At 28.5% G+C, this 18,312-nt stretch carries 14 protein-coding genes; 6 read left to right on the top strand and 8 right to left on the bottom strand.

Going from position 1 to position 18,312, the window contains the following annotated elements:
- Nucleotides 1-11: 11 nt before the first annotated feature.
- A complete protein-coding gene (locus tag VBM91_RS00080; protein ID WP_323188877.1) occupies nt 12-365 on the bottom strand; it encodes a PTS transporter subunit EIIB in 354 nt (117 codons plus the stop codon).
- Between the two features lie 222 nt (nt 366-587).
- Between VBM91_RS00080 and VBM91_RS00075 the strand changes: the two genes are divergently transcribed.
- Nucleotides 588-1,436 (top strand): DegV family protein, encoded by an 849-nt coding sequence (locus VBM91_RS00075; RefSeq protein WP_323188876.1) that lies wholly within the window; start codon nt 588-590, stop codon nt 1,434-1,436.
- Complete coding sequence (locus VBM91_RS00070) at nt 1,429-1,659, top strand: hypothetical protein (protein ID WP_257088624.1); 231 nt, start codon at nt 1,429-1,431, stop codon at nt 1,657-1,659. Before VBM91_RS00075 ends, VBM91_RS00070 begins: the two co-directional genes overlap by 8 nt.
- Nucleotides 1,660-1,744: 85 nt before the next feature.
- On the opposite strand, the gene VBM91_RS00065 is transcribed toward VBM91_RS00070, so the two are convergent.
- From VBM91_RS00065 to VBM91_RS00045, 5 genes are all read right to left on the bottom strand, one after another.
- On the bottom strand, nt 1,745-2,161 hold the full coding sequence (locus VBM91_RS00065; RefSeq protein ID WP_323188875.1) for a hypothetical protein: 417 nt from the start codon (nt 2,159-2,161) through the stop codon (nt 1,745-1,747).
- Between the two features lie 107 nt (nt 2,162-2,268).
- Nucleotides 2,269-2,931: a deoxyribose-phosphate aldolase gene (gene deoC / locus VBM91_RS00060; protein ID WP_323177473.1), complete on the bottom strand. Its 663-nt coding sequence runs from the start codon at nt 2,929-2,931 to the stop codon at nt 2,269-2,271.
- A 48-nt stretch (nt 2,932-2,979) separates the two neighbouring features.
- Nucleotides 2,980-4,275, bottom strand: a complete 1,296-nt coding sequence (locus VBM91_RS00055) for a pyrimidine-nucleoside phosphorylase (protein WP_323177472.1) — start codon at nt 4,273-4,275, stop codon at nt 2,980-2,982.
- A gap of 1 nt (nt 4,276) precedes the next feature.
- Complete coding sequence (gene deoD / locus VBM91_RS00050; protein ID WP_257088632.1) at nt 4,277-4,981, bottom strand: purine-nucleoside phosphorylase; 705 nt, start codon at nt 4,979-4,981, stop codon at nt 4,277-4,279.
- A gap of 281 nt (nt 4,982-5,262) precedes the next feature.
- Nucleotides 5,263-5,733 carry an L-threonylcarbamoyladenylate synthase gene (locus VBM91_RS00045; protein ID WP_323188874.1) on the bottom strand — a complete coding sequence of 157 codons (471 nt, stop codon included), beginning with the start codon at nt 5,731-5,733 and terminating at the stop codon, nt 5,263-5,265.
- 98 nt (nt 5,734-5,831) lie between these two features.
- On the opposite strand from VBM91_RS00045, the gene mutM reads away from it, so the two are divergent.
- The 4 genes from mutM (at nt 5,832) to VBM91_RS00025 (ending at nt 10,534) form a co-directional block, all read left to right on the top strand.
- The gene (gene mutM, locus VBM91_RS00040) at nt 5,832-6,686 is read left to right on the top strand and encodes a bifunctional DNA-formamidopyrimidine glycosylase/DNA-(apurinic or apyrimidinic site) lyase (RefSeq protein WP_323188873.1); all 855 of its coding nucleotides are present in this window, start codon (nt 5,832-5,834) and stop codon (nt 6,684-6,686) included.
- A 1-nt stretch (nt 6,687) separates the two neighbouring features.
- Entirely contained in the window at nt 6,688-7,224 is a 537-nt protein-coding gene (locus tag VBM91_RS00035) for an isochorismatase family cysteine hydrolase (RefSeq protein WP_323188872.1), read from the top strand.
- A complete protein-coding gene (locus tag VBM91_RS00030; RefSeq protein WP_323188871.1) occupies nt 7,215-7,550 on the top strand; it encodes a Smr/MutS family protein in 336 nt (111 codons plus the stop codon). Before VBM91_RS00035 ends, VBM91_RS00030 begins: the two co-directional genes overlap by 10 nt.
- 212 nt (nt 7,551-7,762) lie before the next feature.
- Complete coding sequence (locus tag VBM91_RS00025; protein ID WP_323188870.1) at nt 7,763-10,534, top strand: cation-translocating P-type ATPase; 2,772 nt, start codon at nt 7,763-7,765, stop codon at nt 10,532-10,534.
- Nucleotides 10,535-10,671: 137 nt separating this feature from the next.
- Here the strand turns inward: VBM91_RS00025 and VBM91_RS00020 are convergent, their stop codons facing one another.
- Nucleotides 10,672-11,538 carry a hypothetical protein gene (locus tag VBM91_RS00020; RefSeq protein WP_323188869.1) on the bottom strand — a complete coding sequence of 289 codons (867 nt, stop codon included), beginning with the start codon at nt 11,536-11,538 and terminating at the stop codon, nt 10,672-10,674.
- A gap of 310 nt (nt 11,539-11,848) precedes the next feature.
- On the bottom strand, nt 11,849-18,292 hold the full coding sequence (locus tag VBM91_RS00015) for a lipoprotein 17-related variable surface protein (RefSeq protein WP_323188868.1): 6,444 nt from the start codon (nt 18,290-18,292) through the stop codon (nt 11,849-11,851).
- Nucleotides 18,293-18,312: the final 20 nt, after the last annotated feature.

Below are 18,312 nucleotides of genomic sequence, written 5' to 3'. Positions count from 1 at the left end.
TTGTAACCTCATTATTTTACTTGTTGTTCTAATTGTCTTAATGTTTCATTAGCATACTCACCAAGTGTTATAGATACTTTAGAACTAGATAATAAAATTCCACTTACACCTTTTAATTCTTTTAAAGCTTCTGTATCGACTTTGTTGTTTGATTTAACTGTTACAACTAGTCTACTTATTTTAACTTCTAAGTTATCAATATTTTCTTTAGTACCTAGAGCACTAACTAATTGTTCAACTTTGAAAGGCAGCTTGTTGCTTTGGTAAATAGTATTCTTAGCTTTCTTTTCTTTTTTTCATTTAATTCATATGAAACCTAACGTAATAATAGTTAGAAAAATAATCTTTGTCATTTGTTTAGTCATAGTAATAATTATATTGTAAATATAATTATTATTAAATATTTTTTATATTATATATACATATAATATACATATACACGTGTGAAAATACTTTTAGCATAGTGTACAAGGCATTTTAGTCAAAAAATAAAACTAAATTATTACTAAAAATGCATATATTTTTATATATACATTTTATGTATATATAAGACTTTTTTTACAATAAATTGCTATATAATTTACTTCATGGAAAAAATAGGTATTATTATCGATTCCTTTTCAGGAATCTCAAAAACCGAAGCAGAAGCTTACGGATTTTATTATTTACCATTACAGATAGAAATTGATAAAAAAGTTTATCAAGATGGTATAGTTGACCCCCTTGAAGTTTTAGAGCAGCTTACTGCTGCTACGAATATTAAAACTTCATCACCAAAATTAGATATCCTTCAAAGCACAGTTAAAAAAGCTGCTGAGGAAAATCAAGAAGTTATTTATTTAGGTATATCATCTAAATTGTCTTCTACACCAAATCACGTCGCAGCTATGTCTAATGAATATAAAAACATTCACGTAGTTGATAATCACTTCGCAGGTGTTCAATTATTATATGCAGCTAAATATGCTAAAAAACTAAGTGAGCAAGGCTTAGAAGTTCAATCTATTATTAATCATCTTGCTAAACTAAATCACAAATCACACACATTCTTACTCCCTATGAACTTAAAATATTTAATTTCAGGTGGTAGATTATCATCAGTTAAAAAGTTTATCGCTTCAAAAGTAAGTATTTACCCTGTCCTTTCGTATGATAAAAATGACGCAGTTTCATTTGTTTCATTCAAATTAACTTCATCGGGTGCTATTAAAAAACTATTTGAAAAAGTTATGGAAGTAGTTGATAAGCCAGAAGATTATGTTTTCACTTGAATGCACGGTATAGACGAAAAAGTTAATAAATTAGTTCAAGAACAAGCGCAAAAACACTCAATTAAACTTGTTAATGAACAACTTACTTCAAGTGTTATTTCAGTTCACACAGGTCCTGAAGCTTTCGCTATTATGATAACTCCAAAAGAAGGTTACGATGCCTAGACAAAAGAAAAATGCTAAAAAACCAGGTTACTCAACAATTAAATCAGAGAAAAAATATACTCAATTAGTTGATTTAGTAATCGAAGAGAATGTTAAAGATGAAACATCTGTTAAAAGATATAAGAAAAATAGACTAGCATATATACTAGCTATTTTCTCTTTAGTTCTATTAATTGCATTAGTAGCTGTCTTAATTACAGCTATTGCACTTAAATGAATATAGTTACATAATCAAAGACATCTTAACGTAGTTGTTAAGATGTTTTTTGATCTGATTTTAGTGTTTCTTGTGTTTAACTTGACTAAATTTAATTATTTAATCGATTGATTTGAATTACTTTTACATTTCTTAGATTATCCATAACCTTATCGTGAATGATTTGTAGAATTTCTAATTCATTAAACTCACTAATTTTCTTATGTAGCACTTCGTGATTAATGTTGTATGAATTCTTAAATAAGATATCTTCTTTAATTTTAAATATTGTGTTTACATTAAGCTCATAATCAGTTAGCCCATCTGCAGTATATAAAAGTACACCCATATCAGTGTCTAATTTGAATTTCTTGTGTTTGACCTCACAGAATAAGTATTCATTACCCACTTGTAAGATTGGCATAATTAATTTATCAGTCATTTTCGATTTTTTAAATAAGAAGTCGAATAAATCATCACTAATTTCATGAACTTCAAATAAATCTATAAGTTTTTCTTTATTTTTCATTTTGTACCTCATTTATTTAGTAAATTTAGTCAAATTTGAACTTAATTTGAATAAAGCGCATTAAAAAATCACCATCTTATGATAGTGATTTAATAATTATTAAAGGATTAGTATCCTTCTTTAGAAGTTTTTCCTTCAACAATAGCGATTGAACGACTTGTTCCAAATCTTGTAGCTCCAGCTTCGTACATCGCGATTAAATCATCAATGTTTGCAATTCCTCCAGCTGCTTTGATAAGTAATTTGTCTCCACAAACGCTTTTCATAATTTTAACATCTTCCAATGATGCACCACGGAAGCTTGTTCCTGTTGAAGTTTTGATGAATTCAGCACCTGATTTCATAACGATTTCAGTTGCTTTTCTGATTTCTTCTTCTGATAATAAAGCTGTTTCGATGATAACTTTGAGAACTTTATCTCCACAAGCTTCTTTAACTTTTTTCATGTCGTTAAGAACGTATTCGTAGTCTCCTTGTTTGAAACGTCCGATAGCCATAACCATATCAATTTCTGTAGCACCGTGTTCGATAGCTAATTTAGCTTCATGTGCTTTAACTGCTGTAATGTTAGCTCCTAAAGGGAAACCAACAACTACAGTAACACCAATTCCTGTTCCTGCTAATCTTTCAGCTGCGTATTTTGCTCATCCTGAGTTAACACAAACTGTAGCAAAGTCATATTTAATAGCTTCATCGATTAATTTATCAATGTCTTTTTTTTGCGCTTCAGCTTTTAATAAAGTATGATCGATTAATTTGTTGTAATTCATTTTATCCTTTGTTTAAATTTAACTATTTAAATTAAGTGTTTAATGTAATTATTGTAATTTGGCAATAATAATTTTGTTTTCAACTTTTTCTTTATTGAATTTGTATCCTTGTTTAAGTTCGTTAACTAATTCAACATCGATTGGGTTTGATGAATATAATGTGAATAATACATCACCTTTTTTAACTTCTTCATTTGTTTTCTTGTTCAATGTAATTCCAGCTTCATTGTCAATGCTGTCTTCTTTTGTTTTTCTTCCAGCACCTAATTTCATTGAAACAATACCAAATGTTAAAGCGTCAAAGATTTCTAAGTATCCTTCGTCTTCTGAAATAACTTCTAATTTGTATTTAGGATTTCAGAATGTAGGTGATTTAAGAGCTTCTACATCACCATGTTGTACTCTTACAAATTCATAGAATTTTTCAAGAGCTTTTCCGTTTTTAATAACTTCATCAACCATTTTAAGTGCTTCATCGTGTGATTTAGCAATTTTAGCTTGTTCTAAAATTGTTGCACAAGATGAGTAAACTAATTCATTGAAATCTTCAGGTCCTTTTCCTTCAAGAGTTCTAATAGCTTCAAGAACCTCATTTTTGTTACCGATTTCACGACCAATTGGTCTTGACATATTTGTAATTTCAGCTCTTGTGTCTACATTAAGTTCTTTACCAATGCTAATCATTGTTTCAGCTAATGCGATAGCGCTTTTTTCATTTTTCATAAAAGCACCATTTCCACATTTAACATCAAGTAAGATAGCATTTGAACCTGTTGCTAATTTTTTAGACATAATAGATGAAGCAATAAGTGGAATAGATTCAACTGTTGCTGTAACATCTCTTAATGCATATAATTTTTTGTCAGCTGGAACAAGTGATGCAGATTGTCCAATAACTGCAATACCGTGTTCTTTAACTTGTTCGATAAATTCTTTTTCTGATAATTCAACTGTGAAACCTGGAATTGTTTCTAATTTATCGATAGTTCCACCTGTGTGTCCAAGTCCTCTACCACTCATTTTAGCAACTGGAGCTCCTAAAGCAGCAACGATTGGTCCTACTGCTAAAGTTGTTTTATCTCCAATTCCACCTGTTGAGTGTTTGTCAACTTTAATACCAGGAATAGCTGATAAGTTCATAACTTCACCAGAATGCATCATATATTTTGTCATTGTTGCAATTTCTCTTGAGTTCATTCCATTGAACATAACTGCCATTAAGAATGCACTCATTTGGTAATCTGGCGCTTCACCTCTAACGTATGAATTAATTAAAAATTCAATTTCTTCATTTGTTAGTTCGTGATTTAAACGTTTTTTCTCAATAATATCTACTACACGCATATTATTTTGCTAATTCTAAAGCAATCTCCATCATTTTTGTAAATGCTGTTTGACGTTCTTCAGCTGATGTTTCTTCGTGTGTAATTAAGTTATCTGAAATTGTTAATAAACAAGCAGCTTCTTTTCCTGTAGCTTCAGCATTTGTGAATAATGCAAATGATTCCATTTCAACACAAACTGATTGTGTTTCTTCAATTCTTTGTTCAAGTGGAACAACTGAGTAGAATATATCTGATGAATGTACTCTTCCTTCAGTAATTTTTGTTCCTTGTGAAGCAGCAATAGCTTTAATTTCTTCGTTTAATTTTGCTGAAGGTAATGAAATGTTCCCTTCTTTTCCTAAAGCAATTCTTCTAAATGCATCAGCGTCAGCAAAAGCTTCTGATGCTAAAACAACTTCGTAAAGTCCTAAGTCAGCTTTGTATGATCCGGCTGAACCAATTCTAATAATTCTATCTACATCATAAAATTTGAATAATTCGTATGAGTAAATCCCGATTGAAGGACATCCCATTCCACTAGCTGCTACAGTGATTGGTCTTCCTTTGTATGTACCTGTGTACATAAACATATTTCTAACTGTATTAACTAATTTGAACCCTTCATCTAAGTATGTTTCAGCAATAAATTTTGCTCTTAATGGGTCACCTGGCATAATAACTGTTTTAGCTATTTCACCTTTTTTAGCATGAATGTGTGGTGTCATTTTTTCCTCCTAAATTTAATAATTTAAAAACATCAAAATATTAAGTATGATGTGGACTATTTTTAGTCAAAAATATTTTAACACTTAAAACAAAAAGTTTAACAAATTATTAATAATATATTATTAATAAGGAAAATAAAAAAGTTAGCCAAGCAGACTAACTAAAATATGCACAAAATAATTTAATATATAAATTCATTTAATGGAAGCAGTTATTATAAAATGCAAACCAAAAACAAAACTTTGACAAAAGTTCTATTTTTGAGTTTTTTATAGACGTTTTAACGTCTTATAGTTTCTCTAGTATCTAAATTATAAATTGTACTTGGTGTTCCTGTTCCTTCACAGAAGTCAATAACATTTTGGATCATTGCGAATTGTGCTTTAGCTTCTTCTAAAGTTTTCGAAGCTGGTTGTCCTGATAAATTAGCACTTGTTAAATACATTGGCCCATTTTTGATTAAGAAATCTTGAAATGCTTTGCAAGCTGGCATTCTGAAACCTTGATCATTTACAATAATTGTATTTGCTCCAGGTCATTTATGAATAGCAAATGCATTTGCTTCTTCATTTCATTGTGCAAATCCTTTAGCTTGTTCTAATGATCCTACAACAATTACCATCTTTTTATCTAATGGTCTTTGTTTAAGTTCATAAAGCGCTTCTAATGTTTCAGGAGAAACAAAACCACCAAGTCCAGGTACAGTATCTGTAGATACTAGGAAAATATCTTTATATTTTGATCTTTCCATATTTTAATTTTACTCTTATAGAGTAAAATATATATACTAAATTAAATTTTTTTTAAATTTATTTAAAAAATTTTTAACCCTAAAAAATGGAGGTAAAAATGCCAGAATATCCTGAAGTGACTATAATCACAGAACAATTAAATGAAAAAATATTAAACAAAACTATCAAAAATGTACAAATTAATGTTTCTAAGATTATTAAAAATGTACCTTTAGATGAGTTTGTAAAATCAGTTACTGATAAGAAAATTATCCAAATTCAAAACTATGGTAAATTCATAACAATTTATTTAAATGATAATTCTAAAATGGTTATCCATTTAAGAATGTCAGGTATGTTTTATGTTGTAGAACAACAACATTTAGCCGACTTAAAGAAAATGGTAAATCATATAATTGTTGAATTTTATTTATCTGACAACTTATGTTTTGTTTTTGTTGATCCAAGAATGTTCGGATCAATTGAATACTTTGCAAACACTGATAAAAGAAGTGTTTATGAAATTAAAAAGTTAGCTAAGTTACCTAAAGATGTAGATGTTAATGCTTTATATGAAAAATTACAAAGAAAAAACATTTCAATTAAAGCTGCGTTATTAGATCAACAACTTGTTTTAGGTATTGGTAACATTTATGCAGATGAATCTTTATTTGCATCTAAAATTTACCCAATGACTAAATGCAACAAAGTAACTAAAGAACAACTTAAAGAACTTTTAAAAAATGCACAAATCATTATGGACGACAGTATCAAAGCAGGTGGCAGCACAGTTCACACTTATGCTTCAGTTAATGGTGTAGTCGGACATTATCAAAACTATTTAAGAGTTTATAGCAGAGCTAATAAACGTTGCTTAGTATGTAAAGAAGGAATTGTTCAAAAAGTTAAATTAGACTTTAAACCAAATGGGAGAGGAACATCATTCTGTCCTGTTTGTCAAAAAGAACAATAAGATGAATAAAAAAAGTTTATTAATAGTAATAGATATGCTTAACGGTTTTGCTAAAGAAGGAAAATTATCTTCAAGTAGAATAAATAACATTATTCCTACTATAGAAGATATGTTGCAAAACTATGAGCATAATATTTTCATATGCGACCATCACTCTGAAGATGATTTGGAAATGAAGACTTATCCAATTCACTGTTTAGCTAATGATAAAGAATCACAAATAGTTCCTGAATTACAAGAATATGTTCAAAAAGTTTATTATAAAAATACTACAAATGGGTTTTACGATATTCCAATGAACTTATGAGATCAATATGATGAATTTGTGCTTGTAGGTTGTTGCACAGATATTTGTGTTATGCAACTTGCTTTAAGTTTAAAAATTTACTTGAATAAAATAAATTCAGATAAAAAAGTCATAGTTTATTCAAATGCAACTGATACATATGATACTCCTGAACATAATGGAGATAAATTCCACAACTTTGCTCTAGACATAATGAAAAACGCAGGAATTAAAATTAGAGTATGAGAGTAGTTGATTTACACGGTTTATTAGCTGAAGAGGCTCTAATTGTGATTACAAACAATTTGTTTGATTATAAAACTGGTAAAGTTGATCAAATTATGTTCATCACCGGTAAGGGTACTGGTATTTTAAAAACTACGTTAGAAAACTACTTACATTCTAATAATATTAGATACTCTATTTTTAATGACGATGGAGCTTATTTAATAAATAGATTCAATGAATCATATTCAACATATGACTATGATTCATATGAAGATGATGAAGAATTTTCAATGTCACCATTAGATGTAGATAATTTATTTAATAACTTCAAGAACGAAGAAGAAGAATAAATTGCTTTAAATTTAGATTTATCAGGATTATCAAAATCTAAATAAAGCAGGAAAAACCTTTAATAATTGACCACTAGTTAAAGACTTTTAAGTCTATGTGCTAGTGGTTTTTGTATTTTGTAGCTTAAAAATATTAAATTTAGCAAATCAGGAACAAAAGGTATAATTATTTAACTTATTTATAATTTAAATTACATAAGAAAGGAGAAAAAATGGAAAACTTAACACAAACTGATTTAAAACTTGGTTTAAGTTCTGAAGAAGCACTTAAAAGAAATCAACAATTTGGTTTAAACACAATTGAAACTAAAAAGAAAAAGAACATCTTTTTAATTTTCTTAAATCAATTTAAAGATTTTATGATCATCATTCTTTTAATCGCTGCTGCATTTAGTTTTGGTGTTACTATTTGAGAACACGTTGATGGTAGATTAAAAACAACTAGTGAAATAGTTATTGCATATATTGAACCATTCATCATTTTAGTAGTTGTGGCACTTAACTCTATGCTTGGAACTTATCAGGAAATCAAGAGTGATCAAGCTGTAGCTGCATTAGCTAAATCTAATGAGCTTATGGCTAAAGTTATAAGAGATGGAAAAACAGTTGTTATTCCTTCATCACAAGTTACAATTGGTGATTTAATTGTAGTTGAAGCTGGAGATTACATCTCTGCTGATGCTGAATTAGTTGAATCTTACTCACTTAGTGTAGTTGAATCGTCATTAACTGGTGAATCACTTGCTGTAGATAAAAAAGTTGGAACTATTGAAAACATTGAATCTTTACCATTAGGTGACAGATACAATCAAATTTACTCAAGTACATACGTTGTAAATGGTAGAGCAATTGCACTTGTAAAAGCAATTGGTGCTAACACAGAAATCGGAAAGATTAACTCATCTATCCAAGAACAAGAAGTTCAACTTTCGCCATTACAAATTAAATTAAACAAATTAAGTAAAATTTTCGGAATTGCTGGCGTTGTATTATTGTTCTTAACAACAATCTTACAAATTGTTTTAACAAACACAATTTCAAACACTTGAAGTGAACCTCAAGTGTACTCAAACGCTGTTGTTATTGGTATTTCACTTGCAGTAGCTGCAATTCCTGAAGGGTTAATTACTTTCACAACAGTTCTTTTAGCAATCGGTGTTTCAAGAATGACAAAACAAAATGCAATTATCAAAGCATTCCCTGTTGTTGAAACATTAGGTTCTACATCAATTATTTGTTCAGATAAAACAGGAACATTAACTGAAAACAAAATGACAGTTGTTAAATTCTTTGAAGCAGCTGATCCAAATAATAAAAACTTAGCTAAATCACAAACATTAGCATCATTTGTTGCTTGTTGTGATGCAGAAGTTACAAAACTTGAAAATGGTTACAACGAAGTTGGGGACCCTACTGAAACGGCTATCCTAAGATTTGGAATTGAAAATAACAATTCAAAAGATAGTTTCTATTCTAGATACAAAAAGATTTCTTCACTTCCATTTGATAGTGACAGAAAAACAATGTCAGTATTGATCGAAACACCTGAAGGTGGTAGAGTAATGATTACAAAAGGTGCTCCTGATGTAATCTTGGCTAAATCAAAAAACAAAGCTGATGAATATTCACACATCAATGAACAATGATCAAACGATTCAATCAGAGTTATTGCTGTTGGATACAAAAAAATGAAACCTGATACAACTTCAATTAGTGTTGAAGATGAAAATGATTTAGTATTCTTAGGATTAATCGGAATGATTGATCCACCTAGAGCTTCAGTTAAAGCTTCAATCGAAGAAGCTACTGCAGCTGGAATTAAAACCGTCATGATTACAGGTGATCACTTGACAACTGCTATTTCAATTGCAAAAAGCTTATCAATTTTCAAAGATGGAGATATTGCAATTGATGGAAAACAATTAGCAGAAATGAGTGATGAACAATTATTAGAACAAGTTAAAAACATTTCTGTATATGCTCGTGTAAATCCATCTGACAAATTACGTATTGTTAAAGCTTGACAAGCACACAATCAAGTTGTTGCTATGACAGGAGACGGTGTTAATGATGCTCCTGCTCTTAAAGCGGCCGACGTTGGTTGTGCAATGGGAATTACAGGAACAGATGTTTCTAAACAAGCTGCTGATGTTATTTTAACTGACGACAACTTTAACACCATTGTGCACGCTGTAAAAAGTGGTAGAGAAACATTCGACAGAATTAAAACAGTTATCTTAAACTTACTTATTTCTTCATTAACAGAAATTATTGTTATGTTATTTGGTTTATTCATATTTAGATTTATTTTTAAAGATGCAATCAATACAGCTGAATTTATTGTTCTTACAGCTGCACAATTATTATGAATTAACCTTCTTACACACGGACTTCCTGCTATTGCACTTGGAATGGTACCAAATGAAGAAGATGTTATGAAACGTAAACCATTTAATAAAAATGATAGTATCTTCGCAAATGGAATGGGTATTAGTTTAATTATCCAAAGTTCAATCTTAGGACTTGTATCATTACTTTCATACTTATTTGTTGGGTTATATGCTCAATCGCAAGGTATTACAGGTGAATGATTTGTAAAACTTACATCTTCTGCTACATTCATTACATTAGGTATTGGTTCAAGTATTAACTCACTTAACTTAATGTCTTCAAAAAGCATTTTTGTAACAAACATTAAAAAATACTACTTAGTTTACTTAGCTTCAGCATTTAGCTTTATCTGTGTTGTTGCTTCAGCATTCATCCCTGGACTTGCTTCAGTGTTTGGGAATGTTGATATTGTTGAGTTTGTAAACGATGCAAAATTAATTGATTTAAAAGCATCATACTCAGTTGTTTACTGATTAATTCCATTATTACTTGGATTTGTGCTTACAGTTTCATTTGAATTCTACAAACTTTACAAATTTATTAAATTTAACCCTAACAATCACATCAAAGCTAAATTAGCAAAGAAAAACTAATTACCTTACAAATCATATAAACAGTTAAATTAATCAGTTTGACTGTTTTTTTTTACAATTTTTGCATAATTTTACACATTAGAGTATAAAAAAACAGTACCATGTGAGTGATACTGAATTTTCTTTAAATTAAATCATTATTTGTTTTTGTTTTTTCTTCTAGCAGCAGTTGCAATGAAAATACCACTTAAGAAGGCAATTAATGAACCGGCAACAACATATGGTCATACTAAGCGTGGAACTCTGTTAACTAATGATTTTTTAACAGCGGTTACTAAAACATTAAGATCTTTGATTTTTGAAACATCAAGAGCTAATTGTTTCATATTTTTAACATCATCTGATTTTATGTCGCTTCTGTCTTTAAGTTGAATGTTGAAGTAATCGTATGTTGTTAATAATTTTTTAAACTCATTTAAGTTAGCTAAATCTAATTGTTTAGCTGTTTTATTAAATTTGTATTCTGAAACTTTTGATGTTAAGTAGTCAACTAAGTCAAGTAAGTTTTGAGCTTTAGCAACTGCTTTTTCTCCAGATTCTTCTTTGTATGATTTTGAATTGAACATAGCAATTTTATTTTCAATTTGTTTTCTTAAAACATTTGCTTTTTCAGTTCCATATGTACTTGCTAAGTATTGGTTTGTTAAGCTTTCTAACTCAGATACTTGTGCATCATAGTTAGCCTTGTTTAAAGCTTTAGCATCTTCAATAGCTTTTTGTAGTTCTTCAATTGATTTAGCAGATTTAATAGCTTCAGAAGCTTTGAATTTTTCTGAATCATATGGATATGGTTCATCTGATAGGAATGATAAGTCGTTAAGTGATTTAACTGCTTCATTCTTTGTATCATTGAATTTTGTTCTTCCTTCAAGAGCATTAGTTTCAGGATTTGTAGTTGTTACAGTTTCAGTTGTTGCACTTACTGTTGTAAGTAAAGCAATTGGAGCTGCAACTCCTGCGCTTAAAGGTAAAAGAATTCATTTTTTCTTGTTTTTTAAGTTCATAAAATTTCCTTTTCAATAAATACTTAAGGAAGCTAAAAATGTTAATTTTTAAGCTAGAAAAGCACTTATTTTATTCTTTTCTTTTTTATAAGTCAAATATTTATATTAATTATACTTATAAATATCATAAAATCAACTTTGAAGCATCTTTTTTTTTTTTTTTTTGCAAAATGTAATTTTTTACATATTTTTAGCCTTAAAGTTTCACATTTATGAAATTTATAGATTTTTAAAAAATACAAAATCAATCAGCACTATTTTTATCTAGTACTGATTGATTTTGATTGTTTATTAATCGTTATTTAATTTTTTATTTCTTTCTACCAAACACAAAGATTAACATACCAATTAATCAAGTTACAGCTGAAGCAGCTACAAAGTATGGTCAGATTAAGATTGGTGATGTTTCTTTTAATGATTTTACAATCGCTGTTGTAAGCACATTTAAGTTGTTAATCTTTGCAATATTAGAAATAATTTGTTTTAAGTTTTTAACATCATCAGCTTTAATTTGTGATTTATCTTTTGTGGCAATGTTAAAGTAATTATTATCATTTAAAGCTTTTGAGAACTGGTCAATGTTGCTTAATGATGAAGCTTCTGATGACGTGTTAAATTTAGGTTTAGATACATCTGTTGTGATGTAATCAACTAAACTAAGCAAGTTTTTAGATTTAGCAATAGCTTCTGTACCATTTGTATCTTCAAATGATTTAGCAGCAAAGTTTGCTAATGATTCTTCTATTTTTTCTCTTAATTTGTTTGATTTAGCTGTCCCATATGTACTTTGTAAGTATTCATTAGTTAAATTATCTAATTCACTTACTTTTGCGTCATAGTTAGCTTTGTTTAAGGTTTTAGCATCTTCAATAGCTTTTTCTAATGATTCAGCATCTGTAGCGTTTTTAATAGCTTCAGAAGCTTTGGATTTTTCTGAATCCGATAAGTATGAAAGTTTAGCAAGTTCTTTAAGAGCTTCTTCTTTAGCAGCATCTAAGCTTGCACTTCCATCAAGAGCGGCAATTGCGTTGTTTAATTTATTTGTTAAATCAACGATGTTATCTACTGGCTCATTAAAGTTATTAATATCTTTAATTGCTTCTACATCAGCTTTAGCTGCATCAAAGTTAGCTTTTGGTTGTTCTGAAGCTTTTGTGTAAGCAATTGTTTTTTGCGCTTTAGAAGCTTTATCTAGAGCTTCTTTAGCATTATTCATTAAAGTAGCATTGTTTACAATGTTATTTACATCTACAATAGCTTCTTTAGCATTAATATCACCTTTAGCAGCATCTTTTTGTGCTTCTGATAAGTAACTTAACTTATCAATAGCAGCAATAGCATCTGCTTTAGCTTTTGCTAAGTTCGAATCTCCATTTAATGCTTTGTGAGCATCTTTAAGAGTTTTCACTTTATCTTGTAAGTTTTCTACAGCGTTCCCAAAGTCTTCTTTGTTTTCTAATGAATTTAAATTATTTAATGCTGTAGTTAATGCATTTTGTTTGTCTGCATCAGCTTCTTTGAATTGAACTTTTTCTTTAACTGGGACAATGTCTTTAATTGTTCCTAGAGCATCATCAACTGCTTCTGTATTTGAAACAATGTTATTTACATTGTCTATTGTGTTTTGTTTTTCAACTTTAGCTTTAGCAGCATCTTTTTGTGTTTCTGAGATGTTTTGTAATGCATCAATAGTTTTCTTAGCTTCTTTTTTATACTTGTCTAATTCAGTTAAGAAGCCACTTAAAGTAATAGTTTTAGATTGTTCTGATTCAATATCAGTCAAGTTTTCTTTAGTTGAAGCAATTTTATATTTAAAGGTAATTGAGCCATCAGTATCATCAGCGCTTAACTCAATAATTTTTAAATTAACTTGATTAATCGATTCATTATCTAAGTTCATATCAAAATATGTACTTAAATTATTTAATACTTCATCTTTATTAGCTAATAATTCTGAAGGTAAAATTTCAGCTTGATTATCTAATTTATATTCAACATGAGATTGAATTGTATCATCTGCTAATAAATTATTAATTCTTTCTTGTTCAGTTAAAAATCCGTTAATAGTGAATTTTTTATCATCAACATGAATGTCATTTAAACCATCTCTTGTTGAATAAATGCTATAAGTACCATTTAAAGTACCATTTCTATCATCACGAGTTTTATTACTAATTGTAATATTGGCAGTTTTAGCATTGTTTTGACTTAAATTACTGATAGTAATTGTAGTATCTGAAGCTTGTTTTTGATTTTTATCACTAACACTATTATTAAAATCAAAAACTAGACCTTCTAATCTTTGTAATTCAGTTTTGAAACCACTTAATTTATTAGTATTAGCACTTCTTGTTTCATTAACAACAATTTCTGCACCTTCTAAACCTGGTTTAGTTGATTGCAAGGTATAACTTACTTTGATATATCCTTCACGATCATCACGTTCAGTAATAGTTAATGAATTTTCTTTAACTTTAATGTGATTTTGTTCTAAAGTTTCATTGTTGTTTAATTTAACAATTACTTTTGAATCAATTACATCATTTTTATTATAAAGCGGTAAGTATTGATCACGATTTGCAAAATCAAGCGTAATTTTTGATAAGAAGTTTTCAATTCTTCTTTTCTCTTCTTCGATATTAGTTAAGAAGCCATCAAAATTAACAGGGGTTGATTCCTTAGAAATTACTTTTTGTTCATTGAATGATTCTTTTCAATTGCTTACTAATTTTTTCAAATCAGTTTGGTCAGTATTTACTTGTCTATTTGAAATTAATTTGTATTTAACTCCAATTTGACCAGTATTATCATTTGCATCTGTTAGAAGTAAATCAGAGCTATGATCGCTTGTATTGTCGGCATTTTCTTTAATTGAAGCACTAAAATCATCTTTATTTAATGTTGAAGCTTTTTTATTTTCTTTATTAACAGTGTTATTTAATGAAATATTATATGGATTAGTATCAACTAATTTATTTAATCTTTGTAATTCTGTTTCAAATCCACTAATAATAATTTCTTTAGTATCAGAAACTACAGAAGTAAAGCCTGGTTTAGTCGATTTAATTTGGAAACTTAAACGAATTTCACCAGTTAAATCATTGTAACCAACAATTTTTTGATTAATAAATTCGTAATTATCTTTATTTAATGTATCTCAAGTTCAATTAGTGGTTGCATCTGTTAAACTTGAAGCTTGTTCATTTGCTTTATTTTGATAATCAATACGATAAAGAACACCATTTTCAGCTTTGTCACTAAAATCAATAGAATCTAATCTTTCTTTTTCTTTTTGCGCTAAAGTTTTAAAACCACTTAAAGTACCTGATTTTTTATATTGGTCGCTTGAAGTTACAGTATTCAAATTTTGTGAATTAACTGTACCTCTATTAGAAATAATTTGTCAAGTATAACTAATTTCACCTGTGTTATCATTAGGTGTTTTATCTACTACTTTTAAGTTATAGCTTGTATCTTGATTAGTTGCTAATTTATTTAAAATTAAGTCTTTTAATAATTGTGATGCCGTTCATTTATCATATTGGTCGCTTGCAATATTTTTAATTCCAGCTTCAATTGCTAAGTTTTGGATAATTTCATCGAGACGCATTTGCTCAGTTTTAAAGCCTTTAATTTGTGCGTATTTATTATCTGAAGTTACATTTTGATAAACTTCATCGCTTTTTTGAGAAACTAAATGGTATTGGATTCTAATAGAACCTTCAATTTCATTTCTTGCATCAATACTATCAATTACTACTCTAGCTTCTGGATTAGTTTCTTTAATAGTTTTAATTACTTTTTCAATAACTGTACTTGAAGGTAAAGTTGTAGTTTTGTTTTCATAATCTAATGTAACAGTTAAATTATTTAAACGTGTTTTTTCTGCTTCGCGATCTATTTTATCTTGCTCTTCTTTAGTTCTAAAATCATCAATTACTGAGTTTTTATTATTACTTTCAGGAGCAACAAAATTATCAATTTCTCAATTTGAAACTAATTCATTTTGTGTTTTAGTTGAAATTAATTTGAGATTTAAAGTATTTTCTCCAGCTTGATTATTTGGAGTAATTGAATTAATTTCTATATTAGCTTTGTTGGTAGTTTTTTTAGCTTCATCATAAGCATAATTATTTTTATTATTAGCTGGTGCAACTGAAGGTAATTGATCCTTTTTAGTTCCATCAAAACTAATATCTTCTTTGCTTAAAGTATTTAAAAGTTCATTTAATCTTTGACTTTCAGTTTTAAAGCCACTAAGAATAATTTCTTTGGTATCAGATTCAACATTGCTTTGATTACTTTTTAGTTTATATGAAAGTTTAATTTCACCAGTAATGTCATTGTAACCAATAATTTTTTTATCAATTACACTAATGTTAGAATCTTTAGCACTTAAAGTAATTTCATCGGCATTATATTCAGAAGCTAATTTATTTTTAGTTACATTTATTTCTAAATCATCAATTCCTTTAGCTTTTAAATTTTCTTTTTCTCTCTCATTTTCTTTTTCTCTTTCACCATCAGTTTGAAAAAGACTTAAAGAATAAGTTCTTGACTGAGAAACAATTTCATTATTCGGAATATCTGTTCGAGTAGATAAGAGATGATATTTGAAAGTAACTGAACCGTTTTGATTATCCCTTGCAGTAATTTCATCAATTATTAATTTAACTTTATTATCTGGTCCTGCTAAATAACCTGATAATTGTGCTAATTCAACTTCATCTACAGTAGTTTTGTTTTGTGGTTTATCACCATTAAATTCAAATTTTTTAGATCTATTTGTTAATAAATCGTTTAATCTTTCCTCTTCAGTCATATAGCCATTAATAGTTATAGTTTTAACATCTGAAGTAAGAACTTTACCGTTTTTATTGCTTTGCACCACAAAATTAGCTACTAATGTTCCAGTTCTATCATCTCAAGATTTAATTGATTTAACCACAATGGTTTCATTTGAATGATCAACATTATCATGAGCATCAAAAGCAATATTAACTTCTGATAATTTATTTACAAATTCTGATGCTTGAGTAAGGGGGTCAGGAGTTCCTAAAAAATTACTTGCATTATAGCTATTAATAGTTTTTTGCTCTTTTTCTTCGCTAGTCATAAATCCAGTTATTTTAGTAGTTAAACTTTTGCTTGAAACAACTTTTTGATTATCTAAATTGTCTTTGGTTGATTCTAGTTTATAAGTTACAATTACTCCTCTTGGATCATCTGGATCAGGTTCAATTTTATCGATAATTACTTTGGCATTATTATTTGGAGTAATAGAAGTTGTGAAATTATCTTTGTTTAAATCACTAACAGCAAAAGATTTTAAATCTGTGCCATTAAAATCGACAGTTTTAGTAACGGCTTCATCTTGAACTAATTGATCTAATCTTTCTTGTTCAGTTAAAGTACTTAGAGCATTATCATTATTTAAGGTATAAGTTTCACTTGATTGAACACTTTCAAGATTTTCTTTAGTTGATTGATATTTGTAAGTTAAGTCTAATTTACCTGTTACTTCATTTCTATTAGTAATATTTAAATCAACTGGTTTAGCATCTTGTGGAATAGTATCATTATTAAATTCAATTTCATCATTTGAAATTTCACTAGCTGTATTTGTAGCTTGTGTTGCATCTTTAACTTTAGCAGTTACAGTACTTAATCCATTTAATCTTGCGACTTCTTCTTCATAACGTTCTTGTCCATTTAAAGCTTCAATTACGCCTTTAATTTTTTTGTTTAAAGCATCAATTGTTTCTTTATTCATTAAATTATCATTATTGTCAGTATTTAAAGCAGTTACTAAATCTTCCGCTTCTTTAATCGCGCCACCTTTTACATTGTTATTTTTAGTTGGGTTACCATCATAAGCGACTCTTAAAGCATTAGTTGTATAAATATAATCATTGCTTGAAGTAACTTTTGCTTGATTAGAAATATAGTCTTTTAAAGTCTTCATTGAAGAATCCAAAGCTTTATTGGTTGCATCTTGATTATTAACATCTTCAATAGTATTTTGACTATTAATTAATTCAATTGCTTTTTCTTTTTGTTTTTCTGTTAAATATGAATATTCTGAATTAATTTTTCTAATCGCTTCATCTTTAGCAGCTTTTAATCTCTCTTCACCATTTAAAGCAGTAACTGCATTATTAAGTGCTGTAGTTTTTTCTTTTACTTGCTCTAAAGTTAAATTAGGTCCACTTGTTTTATTAATGTCATTTTCTTTAGTAGTAATTAAATTTTCTAAAGTATTTTGATTATCTGCTTGAGTATAATCAGTAGTTGTTCTAATTGATTCTATATCAGCTGGACTTTGACTATAACTTTTCATAGCATCGTCAAGCTTTTTATTTTCAGCATCTTGATTATTAACAGCATTTACAGTTGTTAATTCTTCAATTTTATTAATTGCATCTTCTTTTTGTGCATCATTTAAATATGTGTAAGCAGTATCTAATCTATTTTTTGCTTGTTTTTTAGCTTCTGCTAGATTTTCATCACCGTTTAAATCTTCTTTCGCTTGTTTTAAAGCTGCAATTTTTTGATTAATTTGTTCAATTGTTAAATTATCAGTTGAACTTGATAAATCAGTGTTTCTTTGATCTAAAGCATTATCAAAAGCGGTTTTTTTATCACTATCTGCTTCAATATAATCAGTGCTTTTCTTAATTGTTGCTACATTGGTTGCATCACTGTTTGAATCATCTTTGAATGTATTTTTATAATCATTCATTTTTTGATTCACTGTTTCTGCTTCAGTTAAAA

This window comes from Mycoplasma sp. 2248, assembly GCF_034863245.1.
GTDB lineage: Bacteria > Bacillota_I > Bacilli_A > Mycoplasmatales > Metamycoplasmataceae > Mycoplasmopsis.
Note: the sequence above shows the minus strand (reverse complement) of the source record. Positions and strands in the feature narration are given on the sequence as shown.